At 68.4% G+C, this 18804-nt stretch carries 19 protein-coding genes; 10 read left to right on the top strand and 9 right to left on the bottom strand.

From position 1 onward, the window contains the following. Positions 1–65: 65 nt before the first annotated feature. Positions 66–2972 (bottom strand): bifunctional [glutamine synthetase] adenylyltransferase/[glutamine synthetase]-adenylyl-L-tyrosine phosphorylase, encoded by a 2907-nt coding sequence (locus EV651_RS02955; protein ID WP_238156646.1) that lies wholly within the window; start codon positions 2970–2972, stop codon positions 66–68. Positions 2973–3215: 243 nt separating this feature from the next. Between EV651_RS02955 and EV651_RS02950 the strand changes: the two genes are divergently transcribed. From EV651_RS02950 to EV651_RS02940, 3 genes are all read left to right on the top strand, one after another. After that, on the top strand, positions 3216–3710 hold the full coding sequence (locus tag EV651_RS02950) for a hypothetical protein (protein WP_133781647.1): 495 nt from the start codon (positions 3216–3218) through the stop codon (positions 3708–3710). 85 nt (positions 3711–3795) lie between these two features. Continuing rightward, positions 3796–4293: an RNA polymerase sigma factor gene (locus tag EV651_RS02945; protein ID WP_133781645.1), complete on the top strand. Its 498-nt coding sequence runs from the start codon at positions 3796–3798 to the stop codon at positions 4291–4293. Then, positions 4290–4838 (top strand): hypothetical protein, encoded by a 549-nt coding sequence (locus tag EV651_RS02940; protein ID WP_133781643.1) that lies wholly within the window; start codon positions 4290–4292, stop codon positions 4836–4838. The genes EV651_RS02945 and EV651_RS02940 overlap by 4 nt, the downstream gene beginning before the upstream one ends. 12 nt (positions 4839–4850) lie before the next feature. Here the strand turns inward: EV651_RS02940 and glnA are convergent, their stop codons facing one another. Next, positions 4851–6191, bottom strand: coding sequence for a type I glutamate--ammonia ligase (gene glnA / locus EV651_RS02935; protein WP_133781641.1), 1341 nt, complete (start codon positions 6189–6191; stop codon positions 4851–4853). Positions 6192–6508: 317 nt separating this feature from the next. Between glnA and EV651_RS02925 the strand changes: the two genes are divergently transcribed. Beyond that, positions 6509–6916, top strand: a complete 408-nt coding sequence (locus EV651_RS02925) for a hypothetical protein (RefSeq protein WP_133781639.1) — start codon at positions 6509–6511, stop codon at positions 6914–6916. Here the strand turns inward: EV651_RS02925 and EV651_RS02920 are convergent. Together EV651_RS02920 and EV651_RS02915 are read right to left on the bottom strand one after the other, a co-directional pair. After that, positions 6842–7768: an HTTM domain-containing protein gene (locus EV651_RS02920; protein ID WP_133781637.1), complete on the bottom strand. Its 927-nt coding sequence runs from the start codon at positions 7766–7768 to the stop codon at positions 6842–6844. The genes EV651_RS02925 and EV651_RS02920 overlap by 75 nt on opposite strands. A gap of 76 nt (positions 7769–7844) precedes the next feature. Then, on the bottom strand, positions 7845–8315 hold the full coding sequence (locus EV651_RS02915; RefSeq protein WP_238156613.1) for a hypothetical protein: 471 nt from the start codon (positions 8313–8315) through the stop codon (positions 7845–7847). Between the two features lie 56 nt (positions 8316–8371). On the opposite strand from EV651_RS02915, the gene EV651_RS02910 reads away from it, so the two are divergent. After that, positions 8372–9049, top strand: coding sequence for a peptidoglycan recognition family protein (locus EV651_RS02910; RefSeq protein ID WP_133781633.1), 678 nt, complete (start codon positions 8372–8374; stop codon positions 9047–9049). Here EV651_RS02910 and EV651_RS02905 read toward each other — a convergent pair. Further along, on the bottom strand, positions 8995–10182 hold the full coding sequence (locus EV651_RS02905; protein WP_133781631.1) for a DUF418 domain-containing protein: 1188 nt from the start codon (positions 10180–10182) through the stop codon (positions 8995–8997). The genes EV651_RS02910 and EV651_RS02905 overlap by 55 nt on opposite strands. Positions 10183–10285: 103 nt before the next feature. Here EV651_RS02905 and EV651_RS02900 point away from each other — a divergent pair, with 103 nt between their 5' ends. The 3 genes from EV651_RS02900 to panB all read left to right on the top strand — a co-directional run bounded on the left by EV651_RS02900 (position 10286) and on the right by panB (position 15151). Further along, entirely contained in the window at positions 10286–10807 is a 522-nt protein-coding gene (locus tag EV651_RS02900; RefSeq protein ID WP_166658472.1) for an AAA family ATPase, read from the top strand. A 94-nt stretch (positions 10808–10901) separates the two neighbouring features. Further along, positions 10902–12632, top strand: coding sequence for an NAD+ synthase (locus tag EV651_RS02895; protein ID WP_238156612.1), 1731 nt, complete (start codon positions 10902–10904; stop codon positions 12630–12632). 170 nt (positions 12633–12802) lie between these two features. Then, a complete protein-coding gene (gene panB / locus EV651_RS43185) occupies positions 12803–15151 on the top strand; it encodes a 3-methyl-2-oxobutanoate hydroxymethyltransferase (protein ID WP_370351939.1) in 2349 nt (782 codons plus the stop codon). On the opposite strand, the gene EV651_RS02885 is transcribed toward panB, so the two are convergent. Next, positions 15148–16047 carry an aldo/keto reductase gene (locus EV651_RS02885; protein WP_133781625.1) on the bottom strand — a complete coding sequence of 300 codons (900 nt, stop codon included), beginning with the start codon at positions 16045–16047 and terminating at the stop codon, positions 15148–15150. The genes panB and EV651_RS02885 overlap by 4 nt on opposite strands. 89 nt (positions 16048–16136) lie before the next feature. On the opposite strand from EV651_RS02885, the gene EV651_RS02880 reads away from it, so the two are divergent. Further along, positions 16137–16646, top strand: a complete 510-nt coding sequence (locus tag EV651_RS02880) for an NUDIX hydrolase (protein ID WP_133781623.1) — start codon at positions 16137–16139, stop codon at positions 16644–16646. Position 16647: 1 nt separating this feature from the next. Here EV651_RS02880 and EV651_RS41165 read toward each other — a convergent pair whose 3' ends face one another. Both EV651_RS41165 and EV651_RS02875 read right to left on the bottom strand, forming a co-directional pair. Continuing rightward, positions 16648–16824 (bottom strand): hypothetical protein, encoded by a 177-nt coding sequence (locus EV651_RS41165; RefSeq protein WP_166658443.1) that lies wholly within the window; start codon positions 16822–16824, stop codon positions 16648–16650. Positions 16825–16887: 63 nt separating this feature from the next. Beyond that, the gene (locus EV651_RS02875; RefSeq protein ID WP_133781621.1) at positions 16888–17634 is read right to left on the bottom strand and encodes a helical backbone metal receptor; all 747 of its coding nucleotides are present in this window, start codon (positions 17632–17634) and stop codon (positions 16888–16890) included. A 295-nt stretch (positions 17635–17929) separates the two neighbouring features. On the opposite strand from EV651_RS02875, the gene EV651_RS02870 reads away from it, so the two are divergent. Continuing rightward, complete coding sequence (locus tag EV651_RS02870) at positions 17930–18520, top strand: histone H1-like repetitive region-containing protein (protein ID WP_133781619.1); 591 nt, start codon at positions 17930–17932, stop codon at positions 18518–18520. 85 nt (positions 18521–18605) lie between these two features. Here EV651_RS02870 and EV651_RS02865 read toward each other — a convergent pair whose 3' ends face one another. Then, positions 18606–18794 carry a hypothetical protein gene (locus EV651_RS02865; protein WP_133781617.1) on the bottom strand — a complete coding sequence of 63 codons (189 nt, stop codon included), beginning with the start codon at positions 18792–18794 and terminating at the stop codon, positions 18606–18608. Positions 18795–18804: the final 10 nt, after the last annotated feature.

The raw sequence follows: 18804 nt of genomic DNA, 5'->3' as shown, positions 1-18804 counted from the left end.
AGGAGGTGCTCGGGGAGGTGCCGTGCCGAGTGCCCCGCAGTAGGCGCTGGATTGCCAGACAGAACCTAGTCGTCCCAGAAAAGGCGGGCGACGGTGTTGTGGGCTCGGCGGGTGGTGCGCAGGTAGTCGTCGGAGAAGCGGCCGGATTCGCCGGGCGGGTAGCCGCAGATCTGCGCCACGGCCGCCAGGTCGCGCGGATCGCGTGGGAGCGAGTCGCCAGGGCGGGCGCGGACGAGCATGATCGCGTTGCGGATCCGGGTGGCCAGCACCCAGGCCGCTTGCAGCGTCTCGGCCTCGGAGGGGTCGACGAGGCCGGCCTCCACCCCGGCCCGGAGCGCGGTCAGCGTGCGCGTCGTACGGAGACTGGGAACGCGGTGCGCCTCGCGCAGTTGCAGGAGCTGCACGGTCCACTCGATGTCGGCGAGACCGCCGCGGCCCAGCTTGGTGTGCGTGCTCCGGTCGGCCCCGCGCGGCAACCGCTCCGCGTCGACACGCGCCTTGATCCGGCGGATCTCCATCACGTCGCGTTCGCTCACACCGTTCACCGGATAGCGCAGCGGGTCGATCAGTTCGCGGAACGACCGGCACAGGTCGGCGTCGCCGCACAACGGGTCGGCGCGGAGCAACGCCTGCGCTTCCCACACTGCCGACCAGCGCGCGTAGTAGGAGGCGTACGACGCCAGCGTCCGGACCAATGGTCCTTGCCGGCCCTCGGGGCGCAGGTCCGCGTCGATCGCGACGGCCGGATCGGCTCCGGGCAAAGACAGCATCCGGCGCAGCTCGGTCGCCGCCTGGGTCGCGAAGTCCGTCGCCTTCTTCTCGTCCGCGCCCGGGAGCGGGTCGTGCACGAACATCACGTCCGCGTCACTGCCGTACCCGAGCTCGTGACCGCCGAACCGGCCCATCGCGACGATCGACATCCGGGTCGGTTCCGGCTCCCCCTTGGCGACAGCCTTCCGCGCGACTTCGAGCGCGGCCGTCAGCGTTCCCACGGAGATGTCGGTCAGCCCGTCGCCGACGGTCTCGACGTCCAGCAGGCCGGACAGGTCGGCGGCGGCGGTCCGGAACAGTTCACGGCGCCGTACGGCGCGGATCGCCGCGACCGCGGCCTCCGGCGAATCCTGCCGCCGGGCGGCGGCGGACATCTCGGTGAGCAGGGACTCCTGGCTGCGCGGCGTCAGCTCTCGCTCGTCGGCGAACATCGCGGTCGCTTCCGGGGCGCGCTGCAACAGGTCGACGGCGTACCGTCCGCTGGCCAGCAGGTGGGCCAGCCGCTCGGCCGACGCGCCCTCGTCGCGCAGCTGGCGCAGGTACCAGGGCGTCGAGCCGAGGGCGTCGGAGATCGTGCGGAACGCGAGCAGACCGGCGTCCGGATCGGGTGATTCGGCGAACCAGCCGAGCATGGCGGGCAGCAGTGCCTTCTGGATCGACGAACGCCGCGAGACCCCTTCGGACAGGGCCTCGATGTGGCGCAGCGCCGACGCCGGATCGGTGTACCCGAGCGCCGTCAACCGCTGCTTGGCTGCCTCGGGTGTCAGGCGTACTTCCTCGCCCGGGATCCGCGCGACCGCCGCGAGCAGCGGGCGGTAGAACAGTTTCTCGTGCAGGCGCCGTACCTCGAGGGCGTGCTTCTTCCAGGCCGCGGTGAGATCGGCGACCGGGTTCTTCGTGAAGCCGAGCGAGCGGCCGAGCCGTCGCAGATCGGCCTCGTTGTCCGGGACCTGATGCGTACGGCGCAGGCGGAACAGCTGGATGCGGTGCTCCATCGACCGCAGGAAGCGGTACGCGTCCGCGAGTACGGCGCCGTCCGTGCGGCCGACGTACCCGCTGCTCGTCAGGGCTTCCAGCGCGACCAGCGTCGTACCGCTGCGGACCGACTCGTCGCTGCGACCGTGCACGAGCTGCAGGAGCTGTACGGCGAACTCCACGTCGCGCAATCCACCGGGACCGAGTTTCAGCTGGCGGTCCACGTCCGCCGCCGGGATGTGGTCGATGACGCGCCGGCGCATCGCCTGGACATCGGAGACGAACCCTTCCCGGTCGGCGGCGGACCACGTGAGCTGACCGATCTTCTCGGAGTACGCACGACCGAGCTCGGCGTCGCCTGCGACCGGGCGGGCCTTGAGGAGGGCCTGGAACTCCCAGGTCTTCGCCCAGCGCTGGTAGTACGCGAAGTGGCTGTCGAGCGTGCGGACGAGCGGACCCGACTTACCTTCCGGCCGGAGGGCGGCGTCGACCGGCCAGAGCGTGCCCTCGCCGGTGTGCGCCGAGCAGATCCGCATCGCGGCCGCGGCGAGCTGGGTCGCCGTCTTGATGGCGGGCAGCTCCGGTTCGCCCTCGAGCGGCTCGGCGACGAACAGGACGTCGACATCGCTGACGTAGTTGAGTTCCCGGCCACCGCATTTGCCCATGGCAATGATCGCGAGCCGGCAGTCGGCGGCGCCGGGATGAGCGGCGAAGTAGTCGTTGCGGGCGATGTGCAGGGCCGTCTCGAGCGCGCCCGCGGCGAGATCCGCGAGTACGGCGGCGACCTCGTCGACGAGCAGCCCCTCGGCGAGATCCCGGGCCGCGAGCCGGAGCAGCAGGCGACGGTACTCGACCCGCAACGCGTCGACCGGGTTCTCCGCGTCGACGACGGACGCGAGCTTGGCCGCGACATCCTCCACCGACGGCCGCGCACCCGCGAGGGCGGGGTCGGCGAGGTCGTACCAGTGCCGCGGATGTACGCCGAGATGCCGCCCGAGCGCCTCGCTCGCGCCGAGGACGTAGACGAGCCGGCGGCGGAAACCCTCGTCCATCTCGAGGGTGCGGGCGAACGCGGCGAGGTCGTGCTGATTCCGGTGCAGCGCCTCGGCCATCGCACAGAGACTCTGCAAGGCGAGATCGGGATCAGCCGATTCCGAGAGCGTCGTGATCAGCTGCTCGGTGGCCAGTGGACTGTGCGAGTCCAGCGCGTCCAGGTCTTCGAGCATGCCGGCCGCCCGCCGCGGGTCCTCGAACCCCAGCCGAACCAGCCGCCCCTCCCAAGACCCCCTACGCCCGTCAGCCACCCCCGCAGGCTACCCAATCCCCCACTTTGAGAAGCCACCAGCCAGTTTCGAGCTCGCGAAATGGTTGGTGGCTTCTCAAAGTCGCGGATGGATCTCGGGTTGGTTGCGGGGAATACACGGTGTCGTGTAGCGAACTCGCTCAGTAGTCGGGCATGATGGCTGTCCATGGTGATGATGACGGGGTCGCTCGCCGTGCGCGGCACGGTGGTGTGGTTGACACCCCAGCAGGGCGGACGAGTCTCCGGCCCGCCGGAGCCGGACTACGACTACGACTACACGGCGACCGCCTACCTCCCGCCCCGCACCCCCGAGGACGGCCAGGCCGGCATCGCGCTACGGCACTTCTCGCCGGGCGCCTGGCGGACGCCGGCCGAAGGGATTCTCGTTCCTGCCAAGGGAAACCGGGCCCAGCAGGTGATCCCCGGCTGCATCGTGATCATCACCGAAGGCGTCCGCCCCGTCGGCCTGCTGACCGTCGAAGAGGTCAACGCACTCGCCCCGGACGGTACGCCGGTGGTCACCAACGCCCCGTCCCTCGAAGCAACTGTCGAGGCCACCCCGCTCCCCACCGACCCGCCGTACCGCCACTCCACCGCAGCCGCCCGCTGGACCTCCCAGCACGCCTCCGACGCCACCCCCAACCAGCCCGCCGGAGTCTGAAGACTCCCTGGATTCGTGCTGACGGACCCCCAACGTCGCCGACCGGTTGTTCGTCTATACCGGTAAGCGAACGGATGGTGGTGTGGTGGCTGACTGGGAACATGCGTTTCGGGCGTTGCTGGCTACGCGCGGCGGTGCTCTGCGTAGTTACGCCTACCTGTTGACCGGTGACCCGGCGACAGCCGGCGACCTGGTGCAGGAAGCGCTCACGCGGGTGTTCGGCCGGCGCCGGATCGGCGAGGACATCGATCAACTCGAGGCCTACGTCCGCCGCGCGATGCTGAACCAGTACGTCGACGGCCGCCGTCGACTCGCGCGCTGGAACGCGACCCGCCATCTACTGGTCGACATGCCACACCACGACGACGACCGGGTTGCGGTCGCGGACGAGGTCCGCAGGGCGCTGAGCACTTTGTCGCCGAGGGAGCGGGCGTGCGTTGTGCTGCGCTACTACGAAGACCTGACCGTTGCCGAGGTCGCGGCCGAGCTCGGCTGTGCCGAGGGCACCGTGAAACGTCACCTGGCCGACGCCAGGACCAAGCTCGCCACGCAGCTCGCCATCACCGAGGAGAGCACCCCATGACCGACCTGCGAGAACTGCTCCACGCCACCGCCGCCGAAGGCAGCGACGCCGTCGACCTCGCCGAGGACCTGGTGGTCGAGCGCATCCGGCACCGCCGGATCCGCAACAGGCGATTCGCTGTCGGAGGCGTGGTGCTGACCGCTGCTGCGGTGATCGCCGGGACCACGTGGATCGTCCACCCCGGCGACGGACAACCGCCGTCAGCAAGTGGGCCGGCCCCTCGAATCGTCAGGTCCGACGTGGACAATCCCAGTGGAATGGAGGCACTTTTGCGAACCACCTTGACCGTCGACGCCAGCGGGTGCGTCCAAGCCGGCTCGGGCCATCCCGCGGTAACGCTCGTGTGGCCCCGCGGGTACACCGTGCGCGGCGATGCGAAGTCCTTCGAGATCCTCGGCCCGGCGAACAACGTCGTCGCGCGGTCAGGCGTACCCCTCGACATCGGCGGCGGCGGCGCCGACAGCTTCAAGGACACCTGGACGGGGCGGGACTGTAGAAACGGCCACGCGGTCTGGATGGTCGGTCACGTCGGACCCACGCGATAGGCCGTCGTCGTACTACAGAACGGGCAGGAGTTTGTTCAGCTCGAAGGGGGTGACCTGGCGGCGGTAGTCCTGCCATTCGGCGCGTTTGTTGCGGAGGAAGAAGTCGAAGACGTGTTCGCCGAGGGTCTCGGCGACCAACTCGCTGTCCTCCATCGCGCTGATCGCTTCGGCGAGGCTGCCGGGGAGAGGCTTGATGCCGAGCGCCTTGCGTTCGCGCGGCGTGAGGGACCAGATATCTTCCTCGACCTCGGCCGGGAGTTCGTAGCCTTCCTCGATGCCCTTCAGGCCGGCGGCGAGCATCAGGGCGAAGGCGAGGTACGGGTTCGCGGCCGAGTCGAGCGACCGGAACTCGACCCGCGACGACTGCCCCTTGTGCGGCTTGTACATCGGCACCCGCACGAGCGCGGACCGGTTGTTGTGACCCCACGAGACGAACGACGGCGCCTCGTCCCCGACGGCGAGCCGCTTGTACGAGTTCACCCATTGGTTCGTCACCGCGGTGATCTCGGCCGCGTGCTGCAGCAGGCCGGCGATGAACGCCCGCCCGGTCTTCGACAGCTGGTACTGCGCGCCGCCCTCGAAGAACGCGTTGCGGTCGCCCTCGAACAGCGACATGTGGGTGTGCATCCCGGACCCGGGCTGGTCCGACAACGGCTTCGGCATGAACGACGCGTAGATCCCCTGCGAGAGCGCCACCTCCTTCACCACGACGCGGAACGTCATGATGTTGTCGGCGGTCGACAGCGCGTCGGCGTACCGCAGGTCGATCTCCTGCTGCCCCGGGCCGCCCTCGTGGTGGCTGAACTCGACCGAGATCCCCATCGACTCCAGCATCGTGATCGCCTCGCGGCGGAAGTCGTTGCCGATGCCCTGCGGCGTGTGGTCGAAGTACCCGGACGAGTCGACCGGTTCCGGCGTCGTACCGGGTGCGCCGGTGAGCGACTTGAACAGGTAGAACTCGATCTCCGGGTGCGTGTAGAACGTGAACCCGAGATCGGCGGCCTTCGACAGGGTGCGCTTCAGGACGTGCCGCGGGTCGGCGAACGACGCCGAGCCGTCGGGCATGTTGATGTCGCAGAACATTCGCGCGGTGCCCATCGTCTCGCCCCGCCAGGGCAGGATCTGGAACGTCGACGGGTCCGGCTTGGCCAGCATGTCGGCCTCGGTCACCCGGGCGAAGCCCTCGATCGCCGACCCGTCGAACCCGAGCCCTTCCGCGAAGGCGCTCTCCAGCTCCGCCGGCGCGACGGCGACCGACTTCAGGAACCCGAGCACGTCGGTGAACCAGAGCCGCACGAAACGTACGTCGCGCTCCTCCAGCGCGCGCAGTACGAACTCCTGCTGCTTGTCCATCAGTCCACCTCTCACCGGAACATCTCTCGGGCACATCTCTCGGCACATCTCCCAGGCACATCTCTGGGTCTCTCACAGTGTGCCCCGCCCTTGTTAAGCAGACGTTACGTGGCTGGGCGGACATGACCGCATCCAGGGCCCAGGGTATGTCTCCCGATCCAGCGCCGTCGCGAGGAGGTGCTCGGTGCGGCGCATCGGCGTGCGGGGGCGAAGGTCTCGATGCGGAGCATCGTGGCCTTTGCACCCGTGCGGCGAGGTGCCGTGCCGAGTGCCCCGCAGTAGGCGCTGGATCGGGAGACATGCCCTAGCGTGTCCTCGTGCAGACGATCTTTCACGCCGCCCTGATCGTGGCGGGGATCCTCTGCCTCAGCGACCTGATCGTCAGTACTGCCCGCTTCGTGCAGTCGCTGCGGCGTAAGCGGCCTGCCGAGCGGGACGTGCTCGGGCGCCGCTGGCTGCCGATCCCGGAGCTCGGGTTCGGGATGTGCGCGTTCTGCTGCCCGGGCCTGGTCACGCTCGGGCTGACGCATCACAACGCCGACAACCTGCCGACCCGCCAGATCCTGCTCGCCGCCCTGGTCTTCGGGTACGCCGGCGCCGTGCTGTCCCGCGTCGTACGGACCCCGGGCCCCGGCGGGCGCCGGTTCAAGCTACGCGCCGGCCTGCTGCTCGGCCTGCCGGCCGTGTTCGGCCTCGTCTTCGGCCTCTCCGGCATCGCGGTCTGAGCGATCTGAACGGTCTGAACGGCGCGCCTGGAACCACGGCGCGATGCGTTCGAGTGGCGCGAACGCCAGCCAGCAGACAACCGTCGGCAGGAAGTGGATCAGCAGGATCGCGGTGTTCGCCGCATGGAACCCGAGGAAGAACAGCGCCCCGAACAGCTGCCAGCGCCCCTTGAGCCACAGGATCACCGGCGAGCAGAACTCCCCGATGATGCCGACCCACTGCATCACGTGCAGCACCCACGGATAGTGCAGCAGCCACTCCCCGACCGGGTGCGGTCGCCGCACGATCGCCCAGGTCAGTACGGCGCTGCCGGGCCACGTCAGCGCCCAGCCGGCACTGCGCAGTTTCGCGACCGCGGACAGGAAGTACGTCGCGATCACGCAGATCTGGATGCACCGAATCGCCCACCCGGCCGCCTCCGACCGAGTTTGGTCGCCGTACGACGTGATGCCCCGGCTGCCCGCCTTGACGGTAGGCAGAACCCAGAGCGCGATCACCAGCGCGAGGTGATCGTGGTCGACCTTGCCGTCGCTCATCCCGATCAAGACCCACCAGGTGAACGCCGGCGCGACGATCCAGCCGGCCACCCGCGGGAAGTAGTTCGTCGCCCCGATCAGGCACGCGCCGATGAGGACGACGTACAGGACCGTCGTGTTCGCGACCGACGGTTTGGGCAGGTCGAGGAGGCGGGCGAGGAGCAACGGCTGGTACAGCCCGGGGTGCTCGCCCTTGTCACGGGTGTCGCGGACGAACGCGTGCATGTCGAGGATGACGAACAGGTACAGGACCGTCCGCAACCAGGCGATCCGCGCCAGCGCGATCGCCGGCGTGAACCAGTTCGCGATGCTCATCCACGTCCTCGCTTCGCTCCGGGCGCGGCTGAGACACGAGGCCCGCTGTGCTTGATGACGAGCTCGCTTCGCTCGTTCATGGGCGTACCTCCCAGGTCGCGAGCACCTGGGACGTCGGCGGTCCTTCGACCCGGCCCTTCACCAGCTGGGTCGTGTCGCGGATCAGTTCAAGCTTCACGTACTTCGGCTGGTCAGGATGCTTGCGGGCCCACCCGTCCGCGACCTGCTGCAGCAACGACGGGTCCTTGACGATCTCTCCGGACCGCGCCTCGATCTCGGCGCGTGCCACCCCGGCACCTTCGATGTTCAGCGGTACGTCGACCGTCGTGCCGGCGTCCGTGACCGCACTGATCCGGGTGTAGTCGATCTTGGCGTCGTCCGGGACCGACATCGCGTACTGCGACATCGGACCGAACGGCCAGGCGTCGTCGCTGGCGCGCACCGACCCGTTGATCAGCAGGCCGATCCCGGCGACCGCGACGAGCACCCGCACCGCCTTACCGACCCGCCCGACCCGCACCACTTCCGGCGCCTGACTCTGTGTCACCACGTCATTAGATCATTCCGGTTTGGCGGCGTCGTTCGTAGGGGATTTTCTATAACATGACCGCCCCAGAAAATTTCCAACGTGGACAGAAATCGACACTGGTGTCCCGGCGTACCGTCCTCGGCGCTACCGCCGGCGGCGTACTGCTCGGCGGCATCACCGTCCCGACAGCAGCGCATGCCGCCCCCGCGCCGCGCTGCTACACGCGCACCGAATGGTCGGCGCGCCCGCCCAAGTCCCCGACACAGGTGATCGCCAAGCCCGATCACATCGTCATCCACCACACCGCGAGCCCGAACGTCACCGACTATTCGCTCGCCGCGGCGTACAAGGTCCAGCACTGGATCCAGGATCTGCACATGGACACCAACGGCTGGATCGACATCGGCAACCAGCTCACGATCAGCCGCGGCGGGTTCCTGATGGAGGGCCGCAGCAAGTCACTGTCGTCGATCAACAACGGGCAGAACGTGCTCGGCGCGCAGACCGCGAACAACAACAGCCACACGATCGGCATCGAGCACGAAGGCATCTACGTGAGCGAGAACGTGCCGGTCGCGCTGTTCGACATGTCGGCGCTGACGTGCGCGTGGTTGTGCACGAAGTACGGCCTGGACCCGCAGGTCGCGATCGTCGGGCACCGGGACTACAACACGACGCAGTGCCCGGGTGACGTGTTCTACGCACGGCTCCCGGAGTTGCGCGATCGCGTGTCCGAGATCGTCCAGGGCTGATACGTGATCCGTCGGATCAGGAGCTCGAACGGTCCGCGGTAGCCGGCGCGTCGCATCCGGTCGGCGAGCACTACTGTCGCCAGCCAGGTCGCGACCGCGAGCAGAGCTGTCGTGGTCGTGGTGAGTGCGTCCGACAGGTCGAGCAGGTACGGCGTGAACACGACGGCCCAGACGACGGACTGGGCGAGGTAGCACGTCAACGATCGTTGTCCGACAGCGGCGATCGCCACGGTCACAGGACCCTGGCGATCGCCCATCCGGTGTGCGATCAGGACGATGAGAGCGGCGTACCCGAATCCGCCGAAGACGCCGGTTGCGTCGTGCAACGGTCCGAAGATCGTCACCGCGTGGTCGCTCGGCCGGGTGATGGCGCCGCCGACGACGAGCGAGACCGGGAGCGCACCGAGGATCGCGATCGTGAGGCCGAGCAGGCCCGTCGTACGGAGCAGGGTGAGGTGCTCGGCCGGGCGTTCGAGGATGCGCCGGCGGCCTGCCCACAGGCCGATCAGGAACGGCGTGACGAAGCCGATCCAGCCGAGGCCGGCGATGAACGGCTGCACGACCAACCGGTCGGGGAACTGGCCGAGAAAGGTTGCCGGGAGCATCGACGGATCGGGACCTTCGGCAGAGCCGGCGAGGGAGTCGCCGCTGGGCAGTGCGGTGAGGACGAGGACGACAGTGGCGACGACGAACAGCCAACGGTCCTTCCAGCGCAGCGCCCAGACGCCGAGGAACAGCAGTACGCCGTACGCCGCGAGGATGTCGCCGATGTAGAGCAGCATCGCGTGCAGGAACCCGAGCACGACCAGGACGAGACTGCGCCGCCACAGCAACCTGCGGATCGGCCACCACTCCTTGCCGGCCTCGCGTTGCCGGCGGACGATCTGCGCGACGCCGTACCCGAAGAGCACGCCGAACATCGGGAAGGCGCGACCGTCGACGAAGGTCGCGATCAGCAGACCGAGGCCGCGGTCGACGGGCGATCCTGCGGTCGGGAATCCGCCGAAGTACGCGTGGCCGCCGACGAAGTAGTGCGAGTTCGCCAACGCGATGAAGAGCAGCATGAAACCGCGCGCGAGGTCGGGACCCAAGGCGCGTTCACTGAGCCCGGTCGGTCCGCCTTGGGTGGTCATGGTTCCCAGTCAATCCATGCGGCGCCGACGGTACATCCGACGAAAGTCCCTGCCGAGTGAACCTTCGTCGCTGTTCGACGGCTGCACGGCTAACGTCATCACGGTGCAGCAGATCATCGCGTTCACCGGCCTGCCGGGAACCGGGAAGTCGACGCTGGCCGAACAGCTGGCCACCGAATCCGGAGTCCCGGCTTTCGCCGGCGACTGGTTGCTCGGAGCTCTCAGACCGCACGGCGTCCTCGGCGGCCTCGACCGTGCGGCCTTCCTGGCGATGTGCTACGACCTTCTCGGGACCCTCGTCGAACGGCAGTTGATGCTCGGGCAGTCTGCGATCGTGGACTGCTTGGTCAACTCCGAAATCGCGGAGCGGTGGTGCGAACTGGCCGCGAGGTACGACGCGCGGTTGCGGATCGTCGAGTGTGTCTGCAGCGATGAAGGTGAGCACCGCCGGCGCCTGGAAGGACGGCGACGGGGCATTCCGGGATGGCACGAGGTGGGGTGGGATCACGTGCTGCGGATGCGGAGTGAGTACCCCCAGTTGCAGGGTGAGCGGCTGACCGTGGACGCCATGGAGACGGTGGACGGGAACCTCGATCGGGTGCGGAGTTTCCTTCGGCATTCGTAAGAGGTTGGCGACGGGCGTGGGGTCGGGCCGGGAGAACCAGTAATGTGCTCTCGTGCCTCAGCTTCGGGTAGCGCTTGCTCAACTCAATGTGACCGTGGGTGACATCGACGGGAACACCGACAAGGTCGTCGCGTGGACCCGGAACGCGGTCGAGCGAGGTGCGCACGTGGTCGCGTTCCCGGAGCTCGGGCTGACCGGTTACCCGGTGGAGGACCTCGCGCTGCGCGCGTCGTTCGTGGACGCCTCGCAGCACCGGATCCATTCGCTCGCGAAGCGGCTCGCCGACGAAGGACTCGGCGACATCGTGGTGATCTGCGGCTACCTCGACCGGGCCGGTGGTACGGCGATGGGCGTCGACCGCCTCGGCCGCCCGAAGGGCTCCCCCACCAACGCCGCCGCCGTCATCCACCAGGGCCGCGTCGTCACGAGCGCCGTGAAGCACCACCTGCCGAACTACGGCGTCTTCGACGAGTTCCGGCACTTCGTCCCCGGCAACACGTTGCAGGTCGTCCGCATCCACGGCGTCGACGTCGCCCTCGTGATCTGCGAGGACCTCTGGCAGGACGGCGGCCCCGTCGCGGTCACCCGCGAGGCCGGTGCCGGTCTCCTGCTCGTCGTCAACAGTTCGCCGTACGAGGCCAACAAGGACGACGTCCGCGGTGATCTCGTACGGCGCCGTGCCCGCGAGGCCGGCTGCGCGCTCGCCTACGTGAACCTCGTCGGCGGCCAGGACGAACTCGTGTTCGACGGCGACTCGCTGATCGCCGACGCGGACGGCGAGATCTTCGCCCGTGCACCGCAGTTCGAGCAGGGCAGCATGGTCGTCGACCTCGACCTCCCGGCCGCCTCGGGTACGCCGTCCGGCACCCACGAGGGCATCGAGATCGTGCACACCGTTATCCACGAGGACGAGCTCGCGCCGTACGAGGCGATCCCGGCGAACATCGCGCCGCGGCTGTCCGACGAGGCCGAGATGTACGGCGCGATCGTCACCGGCCTGCGCGACTACGTGCAGAAGAACGGCTTCAAGTCGGTGCTGCTCGGGCTGTCCGGCGGTATCGACTCCTCGCTGGTCGCCGCGATCGCCTGCGACGCGATCGGCGCCGAGCACGTGTTCGGGATCTCGAACCCGAGCGTGTACTCCAGCGACCACTCCAAGGACGACGCCGCCGACCTCGCGGCGCGCACCGGCCTGAACTACCGCGTCGTACCGATCCAGCCGATGGTGCAGCCGTTCCTGGACACGCTCGGCCTGACCGGGCTCGCCGAGGAGAACCTGCAGGCCCGGGTCCGCGCAGTGATCTGGATGGGACTGTCGAACGCCGACGGCCACCTGGTGCTTGCCTGCGGCAACAAGTCGGAACTGTCCGTCGGCTACTCGACGATCTACGGTGACGCGGTCGGCGGGTACGCACCGCTGAAGGACGTCCCGAAGACAGTCGTCTGGCGGCTCGCGAAGTGGCGGAACGAGGATGCGAAGGCTCGCGGCCAGCAGCCGCCCATCCCGGCGAACTCGATCGCCAAACCGCCGTCGGCCGAGCTCAGCCCCGGCCAGATGGACAGCGACTCGCTGCCGGCCTACGACCTGCTCGACGACATGCTCGACGACTACGTCGAGCAGGACCGTGGCAGTGCGGAACTGGTCGCCGCCGGGTTCGACACCGAACTGGTCACCAAGGTTATCCGGCTCGTCGACCGGGCCGAGTACAAGCGCCGGCAGTACCCGCCGGGCCCGAAGATCACGCACAAGGCCTTCGGGCGGGACCGCCGGCTGCCGATCACCAATGCATGGCGTGAGGACGCACGAAAGGCGGCCGAGCACTGAGCGACTCCTGGCGGTACCGCCCATCCCAGCCCGACCCCTGGACCCAGGACCGGTCGTGGGACTCCACCGAGGAGACCCACGACCGCTCCGGTCTGCCCAAGGACGATGTGAGCGATCGCTCACCCACAGGCGGTGGCGCTCACCCTCCGCATCGATGGGACGATGACGGCATGGTTGACAACTTCCTGTCGGCCGGTACCCAGGGTGACGACGAGGAGTCGCCCTCGCCGTACGGGACCGGACCGGCGAACCGGGCAACCGAGGAACACCGCCGCTCGGACTACGACAACGACACCTGGCGGGACCGCGGTCTCGACCCGTCACCGTCACTGCCGAACGCGCCGCGGACGTACGAGCGCGGGCCGGTCCCGCAGCAGCCGTACGTCCCGAAACCGCCGTACCTGCCCAGTGCGCCACCTCCGTCGCAGCAGCCACCGCGAGTGGAGCAGTCAGACCGGCGGGAGTACTACGGGGAGTCGCGGGAGGAGTCGTACGGGCGGGAGCAGCAGGAGCAGAACCCGTTCCGGCCGCAGCAGCCTCCGCAGGCACCGCCGCAGGGGCGGCCTAGTCCGTTCGGGCCCGGGTCTGGGACTAGCGGTGGGTCAGGTGCGGCACAGCCACGGCCGGCTCAGCCGCCGGTGCCTCCGTCGTCGACGCCTCAGGCTCCGGGTGGAAGTGGTACGCCGCAACGCCCGCCGCAGGCGTCCAACGGCAGCACGAACTGGAGCAGTCCCGCACCACAACCCAGCCCGTTTCCCCCACAGCCGCCGGCCGCGAACAACGGCACCAGCAACGGGCTGAGCCACGGCTCGAGCAACGGGCTCGGTGGTCACGGCTCGAGCAACGGTCTGAGCAACGGGTTGGGTTCGCAGCAGCCGCCGCGGCCTCCGCAGCGTCTCCAACCTCCCGACGCGCCCCGGGCCCAGGAGCCCGGCCGCGGCCAGGAACCACCCCGCCGTTACGAGCCAGGTCCGGGCCCAGAACCGGTGTGGGGCCACGACCGCGTCCCCGAGCCGCCCCGAGCACCTGAGCCGCCCCGCCCAGCCGAGCCGCGCCCAGCTGAGCTCCGGTCACCCGAGGCCGACGACGCTCGCCGCCAAGAAGAAGCGGTCCGGCATGAGCCGCCCCGTCAACTGGACGACACCCAGCGCCGCGAGGACGCTGAACGCCGCCTGGAAGCTCTGAGGCGTCAGGACGCTGAGCAACGCGAAGCAGCTCGGCGACGCGAAGAGGCCCGGCAGCGCGCGGAGGCTGAGCGGCGACAGGGTGGTGAAGAGACTCGGCAGTCGCAGGAAGCTGCTCCTGGTGTCCGCAGCGGGTATCTGTCGGACCCGAGTGCCGAGTACGAGAGCAACGACGAACCTGCTGGTACGCCGGCCGGCGAGCAACCGCACGTACCTGGCGCGGCACGCCCGCTCGGCGCCCGCCGGCGAGCGGACGTCCAGCAGGACGCCCCCAGCCAGGTCTCACCCGAACAAGCCACCTCACACCGAGCCGGCCGCCGCGCCCAACCCACCCAGGGCAGTGCGGTCTCAACAGGTGCAGCCGCCGGCAAAGTGTCCGCGGGGAACGGAGCAGGTGGTTCAGCGAGTAGTGCGTCAGCAGCCGGTTCGCCCGTGGTGGCGAGTGTTACGCGGGGTGGTGAGGCGGAGGTTTCGCCGTACGGCGGAGGTGCAGGCAAGCAGTCCGGTGGGGGCGCGGCGGCTGGTGACGGGGTGAAGAGGCCGCGGCGGTACCGGATTCATCACCTGCGGGACTTCAAGAGCCGTGGTGAGAAGTGGGCGATGCTGACGGCGTACGACCAGTACACCGCCGAGATCTTCGACCAGGCCGGCATCCCGGTGCTGCTCGTCGGTGACTCCGCCGCGAACAACGTGTTCGGCTACGACACGACGCTGCGGGTGACGGTCGACGAGCTCATCCCGTTGGCGCGTGCGGTGGCCGGTGCGGTCGAGCATTCGCTAGTCGTGGCGGACCTGCCGTTCGGTTCGTACCAGGCGTCGCCGGAGCAGGCGTTCCACACGGCAGTGCGGTTCATGAAGGAAGCCGGCGTCCACGCGGTGAAGCTCGAAGGCGGGCGGACCGTCGTACCGATGGTCGAGAAGCTCACGCAGTCCGGTATCCCGGTGATGGCGCATATCGGTTTCACGCCGCAGAGCGAGCACAGCATCGGCGGGTACCGCGTCCAGGGCCGGGGCGATCAGGCAGCCGGTCTGATCGACGACGCCGTGGCGCTCGCCGAGGCCGGTGCGTTCTCGGTGGTGCTGGAAATGGTCCCGGGCGATGTCGCCGCGGAGATCACCAAGCGCATCCCGATCCCGACGATCGGCATCGGCGCCGGCCGCGACACCGACGCCCAGGTGCTGGTGTGGCAGGACATGGCCGGCCTCCGCTCCGGCACCATGCCCCGCTTCGTCAAGCAGTACGCCGACCTCCGCGGCATCCTCACCAACGCCGCCACGACGTATGCGTCAGAGGTCGCCTCAGGCGCCTTCCCGGGAGACGAACACACCTTCTAGATCCACGGCAGGGATGACCGTTCGGTCCAGTACTCCTCGGGTTGTTGCGCGAACTCGGTGAGCGGGCCTTCGGTGCGGTAAGCGAGGTTGCTGGCCAGTTGGGCCGTCGTGGTTGCTCCGCTGAGGACCACGTCGGCCCACGGCTGAGCGACGGCCGCGCCGACAGCCAACGCGTCAGGTGCGACGCCGTGCTGGCGGGCGAACTCGTTGAACGGCGTCTCGCCCGCGCGGGACGTGAGGCGGCCGTTGGCGACAGCCTCCTTGACGACGACGAACCAGCCGGCGTCGTGTGCCTCCGCGAGTGCTGGGCCGACCGACGTCTCCAGGACGTTCCAGGTGGCTTGCACGGCGGACAACGGCGTACCGGAGGACAACGCCTTGCGCAGAGTCTCGGCCTGTCGTGGACCGCTGGTGGAGAGCCCGACGCGGACGCCGGAGTCCGCGAGTTCGCGCAGCCGATCCAGCAAGCGCTTGTCGTCGAGCGCGGGACTGTCGGACGTCAGACTGTGTACGAGGTAGAAGTCCGGCGGTCCGCCGAGCGCTTCAAGGGTCTCCGGCCATTGGTGTTCGAAGGTCGCGAGGCTGTGGTCCTTCACCTCGTGCGTCTCCACGTCATGCCGCCAGTCGGCGACGTACGTGTAACCCCATTTCGATCCGACGGTCATCGCGGTCCGGCGTTCTGGTGTGATCCACTCTCCGAGGAACTGCTCGGCAAGACCGTACGAACGGGCGGCGTCGAAGTACCGAACTCCTGCCTGCCAGGCCTGCTCCAGGAGTTCGTGCGTCCGCACCCGCAGATCCTCGACAGTACGTCGCGGCGGCAGGTCCTCGTCGTGCCCGAGATTGATGTACCCGGGACGCCCGAGCGCTGCCAGTCCGAGACCGATGCTTGCCATGCTTCCGATCGTAGGTGTCCACAGCAACCATGTGAGACGCGCCGCAGCACCCGACGCGGAACAGGCACTGTCCTTTAGCGTTTTGTGGTGTGAGCGAATCCCAGTTGCCACCACCAGGAACGGCCCGGCCCTCTGTACGACACCGTACGACGGCCCGCGTGCTGCCGGTGCGTCCGGACGGCAAGGTGCTGCTGCTGCACGGCTGGGATCCGCTGAAGCCGCAGACGCCGTACTGGTTCACGATCGGCGGCGGCGTCGAATCCGGTGAGACGGTCGCGGAAGCGGCCCGCCGCGAACTGCGCGAGGAGGTCGGCATCGTGCTGCCGATCGACGCACTCGGCACACCGGTCGCGACGAACACGATCGAGTTCGAGTGGGGCGGGTGCCGGATCGTCCAGCACCAGACGTTCTTCGCGGTCGCGGTGGACCGCGTCGAGGTGACGTTCGCGAACCAGGAGGAGCTCGAGCTGCAGACCATCAGCGCCCACGGCTGGTGGTACGGCGACGACCTCGAGGCGACCGGTCAGGCCGCGCACGCCACGATCCCCGGAATGCTCCGGCGAGCGGCGGACGTGATCACACTGCGCCGCGCGTCCTGAGTCAGCGCTTGCGGGCCTGCTTGAGGACCTTCTTCGGGATCTTCTTGTCCACCTCGTAGTGCACGCGATCGAGCCGCTCGGCGCAGCCTGCCTTGGACAGGCGCAGCAGGACGACCGGGCACTTCTTGCACCTCGGCTTGTCCTTGCAGCACTTCTTCTTCGCGGTCATCGACGGCACGCAGGGAGCGTAGGTGAGGCATGCCTAACTCGTCCAGGGGTCACGCGGTGATCGTGGCGGACGTCACGCCAGCTGTTCGCTGAGCAGATGGCGTGCTTCGACGAGTGACGGTCCGTACCAGGTCAGGTGCCGCCCGGATACGCAGCGGGCGGGTTTCGCGAACGCTTCCGGGCCGTCGTCGGGTGAAAACGGATAAGGCTCGTCCGGCAGTACGACGACGTCGAAGTCCGGTAACGCGTCCAGGTCGATCCGCGGATAACGTTCACTCGATTCTCCGAGCACGTTGTCGATGCCGATCCTCGACAACAGATCACCCGCGAAGGTGTCCCGGCCGAGCGCCATCCACGGCCGTCGCCAGATCGGTATCACGGCCCGCCGGCGCATTCCGGCGTACGGCGTCCTCCACACCTCGCGCGCATCCTGCAACCACTGCGGTTCGCCGCCGATGACCGCGGACAGCAGGCGGCCGAGCGAGTCGAGTGATTCGGGCACCGTCGTCGGTGCGGTCACCCAGACCGCGATTCCACTCGTGCGCAACGCGTCGAGATCGGCTGCGCGATTCTCCTCGGCGTTCGCGACGACGACGTCCGGTGCGAGTTCACGGATGCGATCGAGGTCGGGATTCTTGGTACCGCGAAGACGTACGACGTCGAGGTCCGCGGGATGCGTGCACCAGTCGGTCGCACCAACGATTTCGGCCGGATGTGTGACCGCGATCGACTCCGTCAACGACGGCACGATGCTCACCACACGACGCACCTCGTCGGGTAGTTCGACGACGTTGCGCAGGTCGTCGTACGCACTCTTCATCTGCTCGTCGCACCTCACGTTCGCAGGACGTTGCCGAGGACAACACTCGTCGATCCGGGCGTTTGCGGGCCAGATTGTGCGCGTGTCGCCAAGAATTTATTCAGCCTATCCGGCATGCTCGGTGCGCGGCGGAATCCCTTCTGCACAAGGATTTCCGGCATTTGGCTGCCGGTACGCCGCCAGTTCTCCTTAACCTGCGGACGTTTCCGGTGCTTTACGTAGCGCACAAGTGTTGTCATCATCATGACGACGAGGAATCCACCGTGGTTTTCCTCAGCCGCACCAAGGAGGCAGAGTGCCAGCCAAGAAGGCAGCCGCAGGGAAGGCGACAGCCAAAAAGGCTTCTCCCGCCAAGAAGACTGTCGCGAAGAAGGCCAGCGCCGCGAAGACGACCACCGCGCGCAAGGTCAGCGCAGCAAAGAAGACAGCGACGAAGAAGGTGAGTGCGGCCAAGAAGACCGCCGCCAAGAAGACGGTGGCGAAGAAGGCGCCGGCCAAGAAGACCACCGCCAAGAAGGCCCCGGCGAAGAAGGTCACGGCCAAGAAGACCGTCGCGAAGAAGGCGCCGGCGAAGCGCACGACGGCCGCTGCGAAGAAGACGACCGCCGCGAAGAAGACAACGGCGGCGAAGAAGACGACGGCCAAGAAGACGACGGCCGCGAAGAAGACCGTCGCCAAGAAGGCTCCGGCCAGGAAGGTCGCCGCCAAGAAGGCGCCGGCCCGCAAGGTCGCCGCGAAGAAGGCACCCGCGAAGCGCGTCGCCGCGAAGAAGGCGCCGGCCCGGACCGCGGCGAAGAAGTCCGCGGTGAAGAAGACCGCTGCGAAGAAGGCGCCGGCGCGCAAGGCTCCGGCCCGCAAGACCGCCGCCAAGCGGGTCGCCCGCTGACCCGACGTCAGTAACAGCCGAGGGGCACCACTTCATCGTGTTCATCATGAAGTGGTGCCCCTCGGCACGTCGTCGGAGCCCGACCTCAGTCGTCGTCCCACTTCGGGTCGTTCTCCCAGGCCTCGTTGCGTTCCTGGGCCTTCTCCAGGGCGCGGGCGGCCTCTTCGGGCGAGCTGTACGGCCCGAGCCGGTCGCCCGACTTCGCGCCCTGGTACGGCTCGACCTTGCCGGTCTTGGTGTTGTAGTACCACTCGTTGCTGTGATCGTCACTCATCTGGATGACC

The sequence above is a fragment of the Kribbella sp. VKM Ac-2571 genome (assembly GCF_004362255.1).
Classification (GTDB): Bacteria; Actinomycetota; Actinomycetes; order Propionibacteriales; family Kribbellaceae; genus Kribbella; species Kribbella pratensis.
This window is presented reverse-complemented; position numbering and strand designations above follow the sequence as displayed.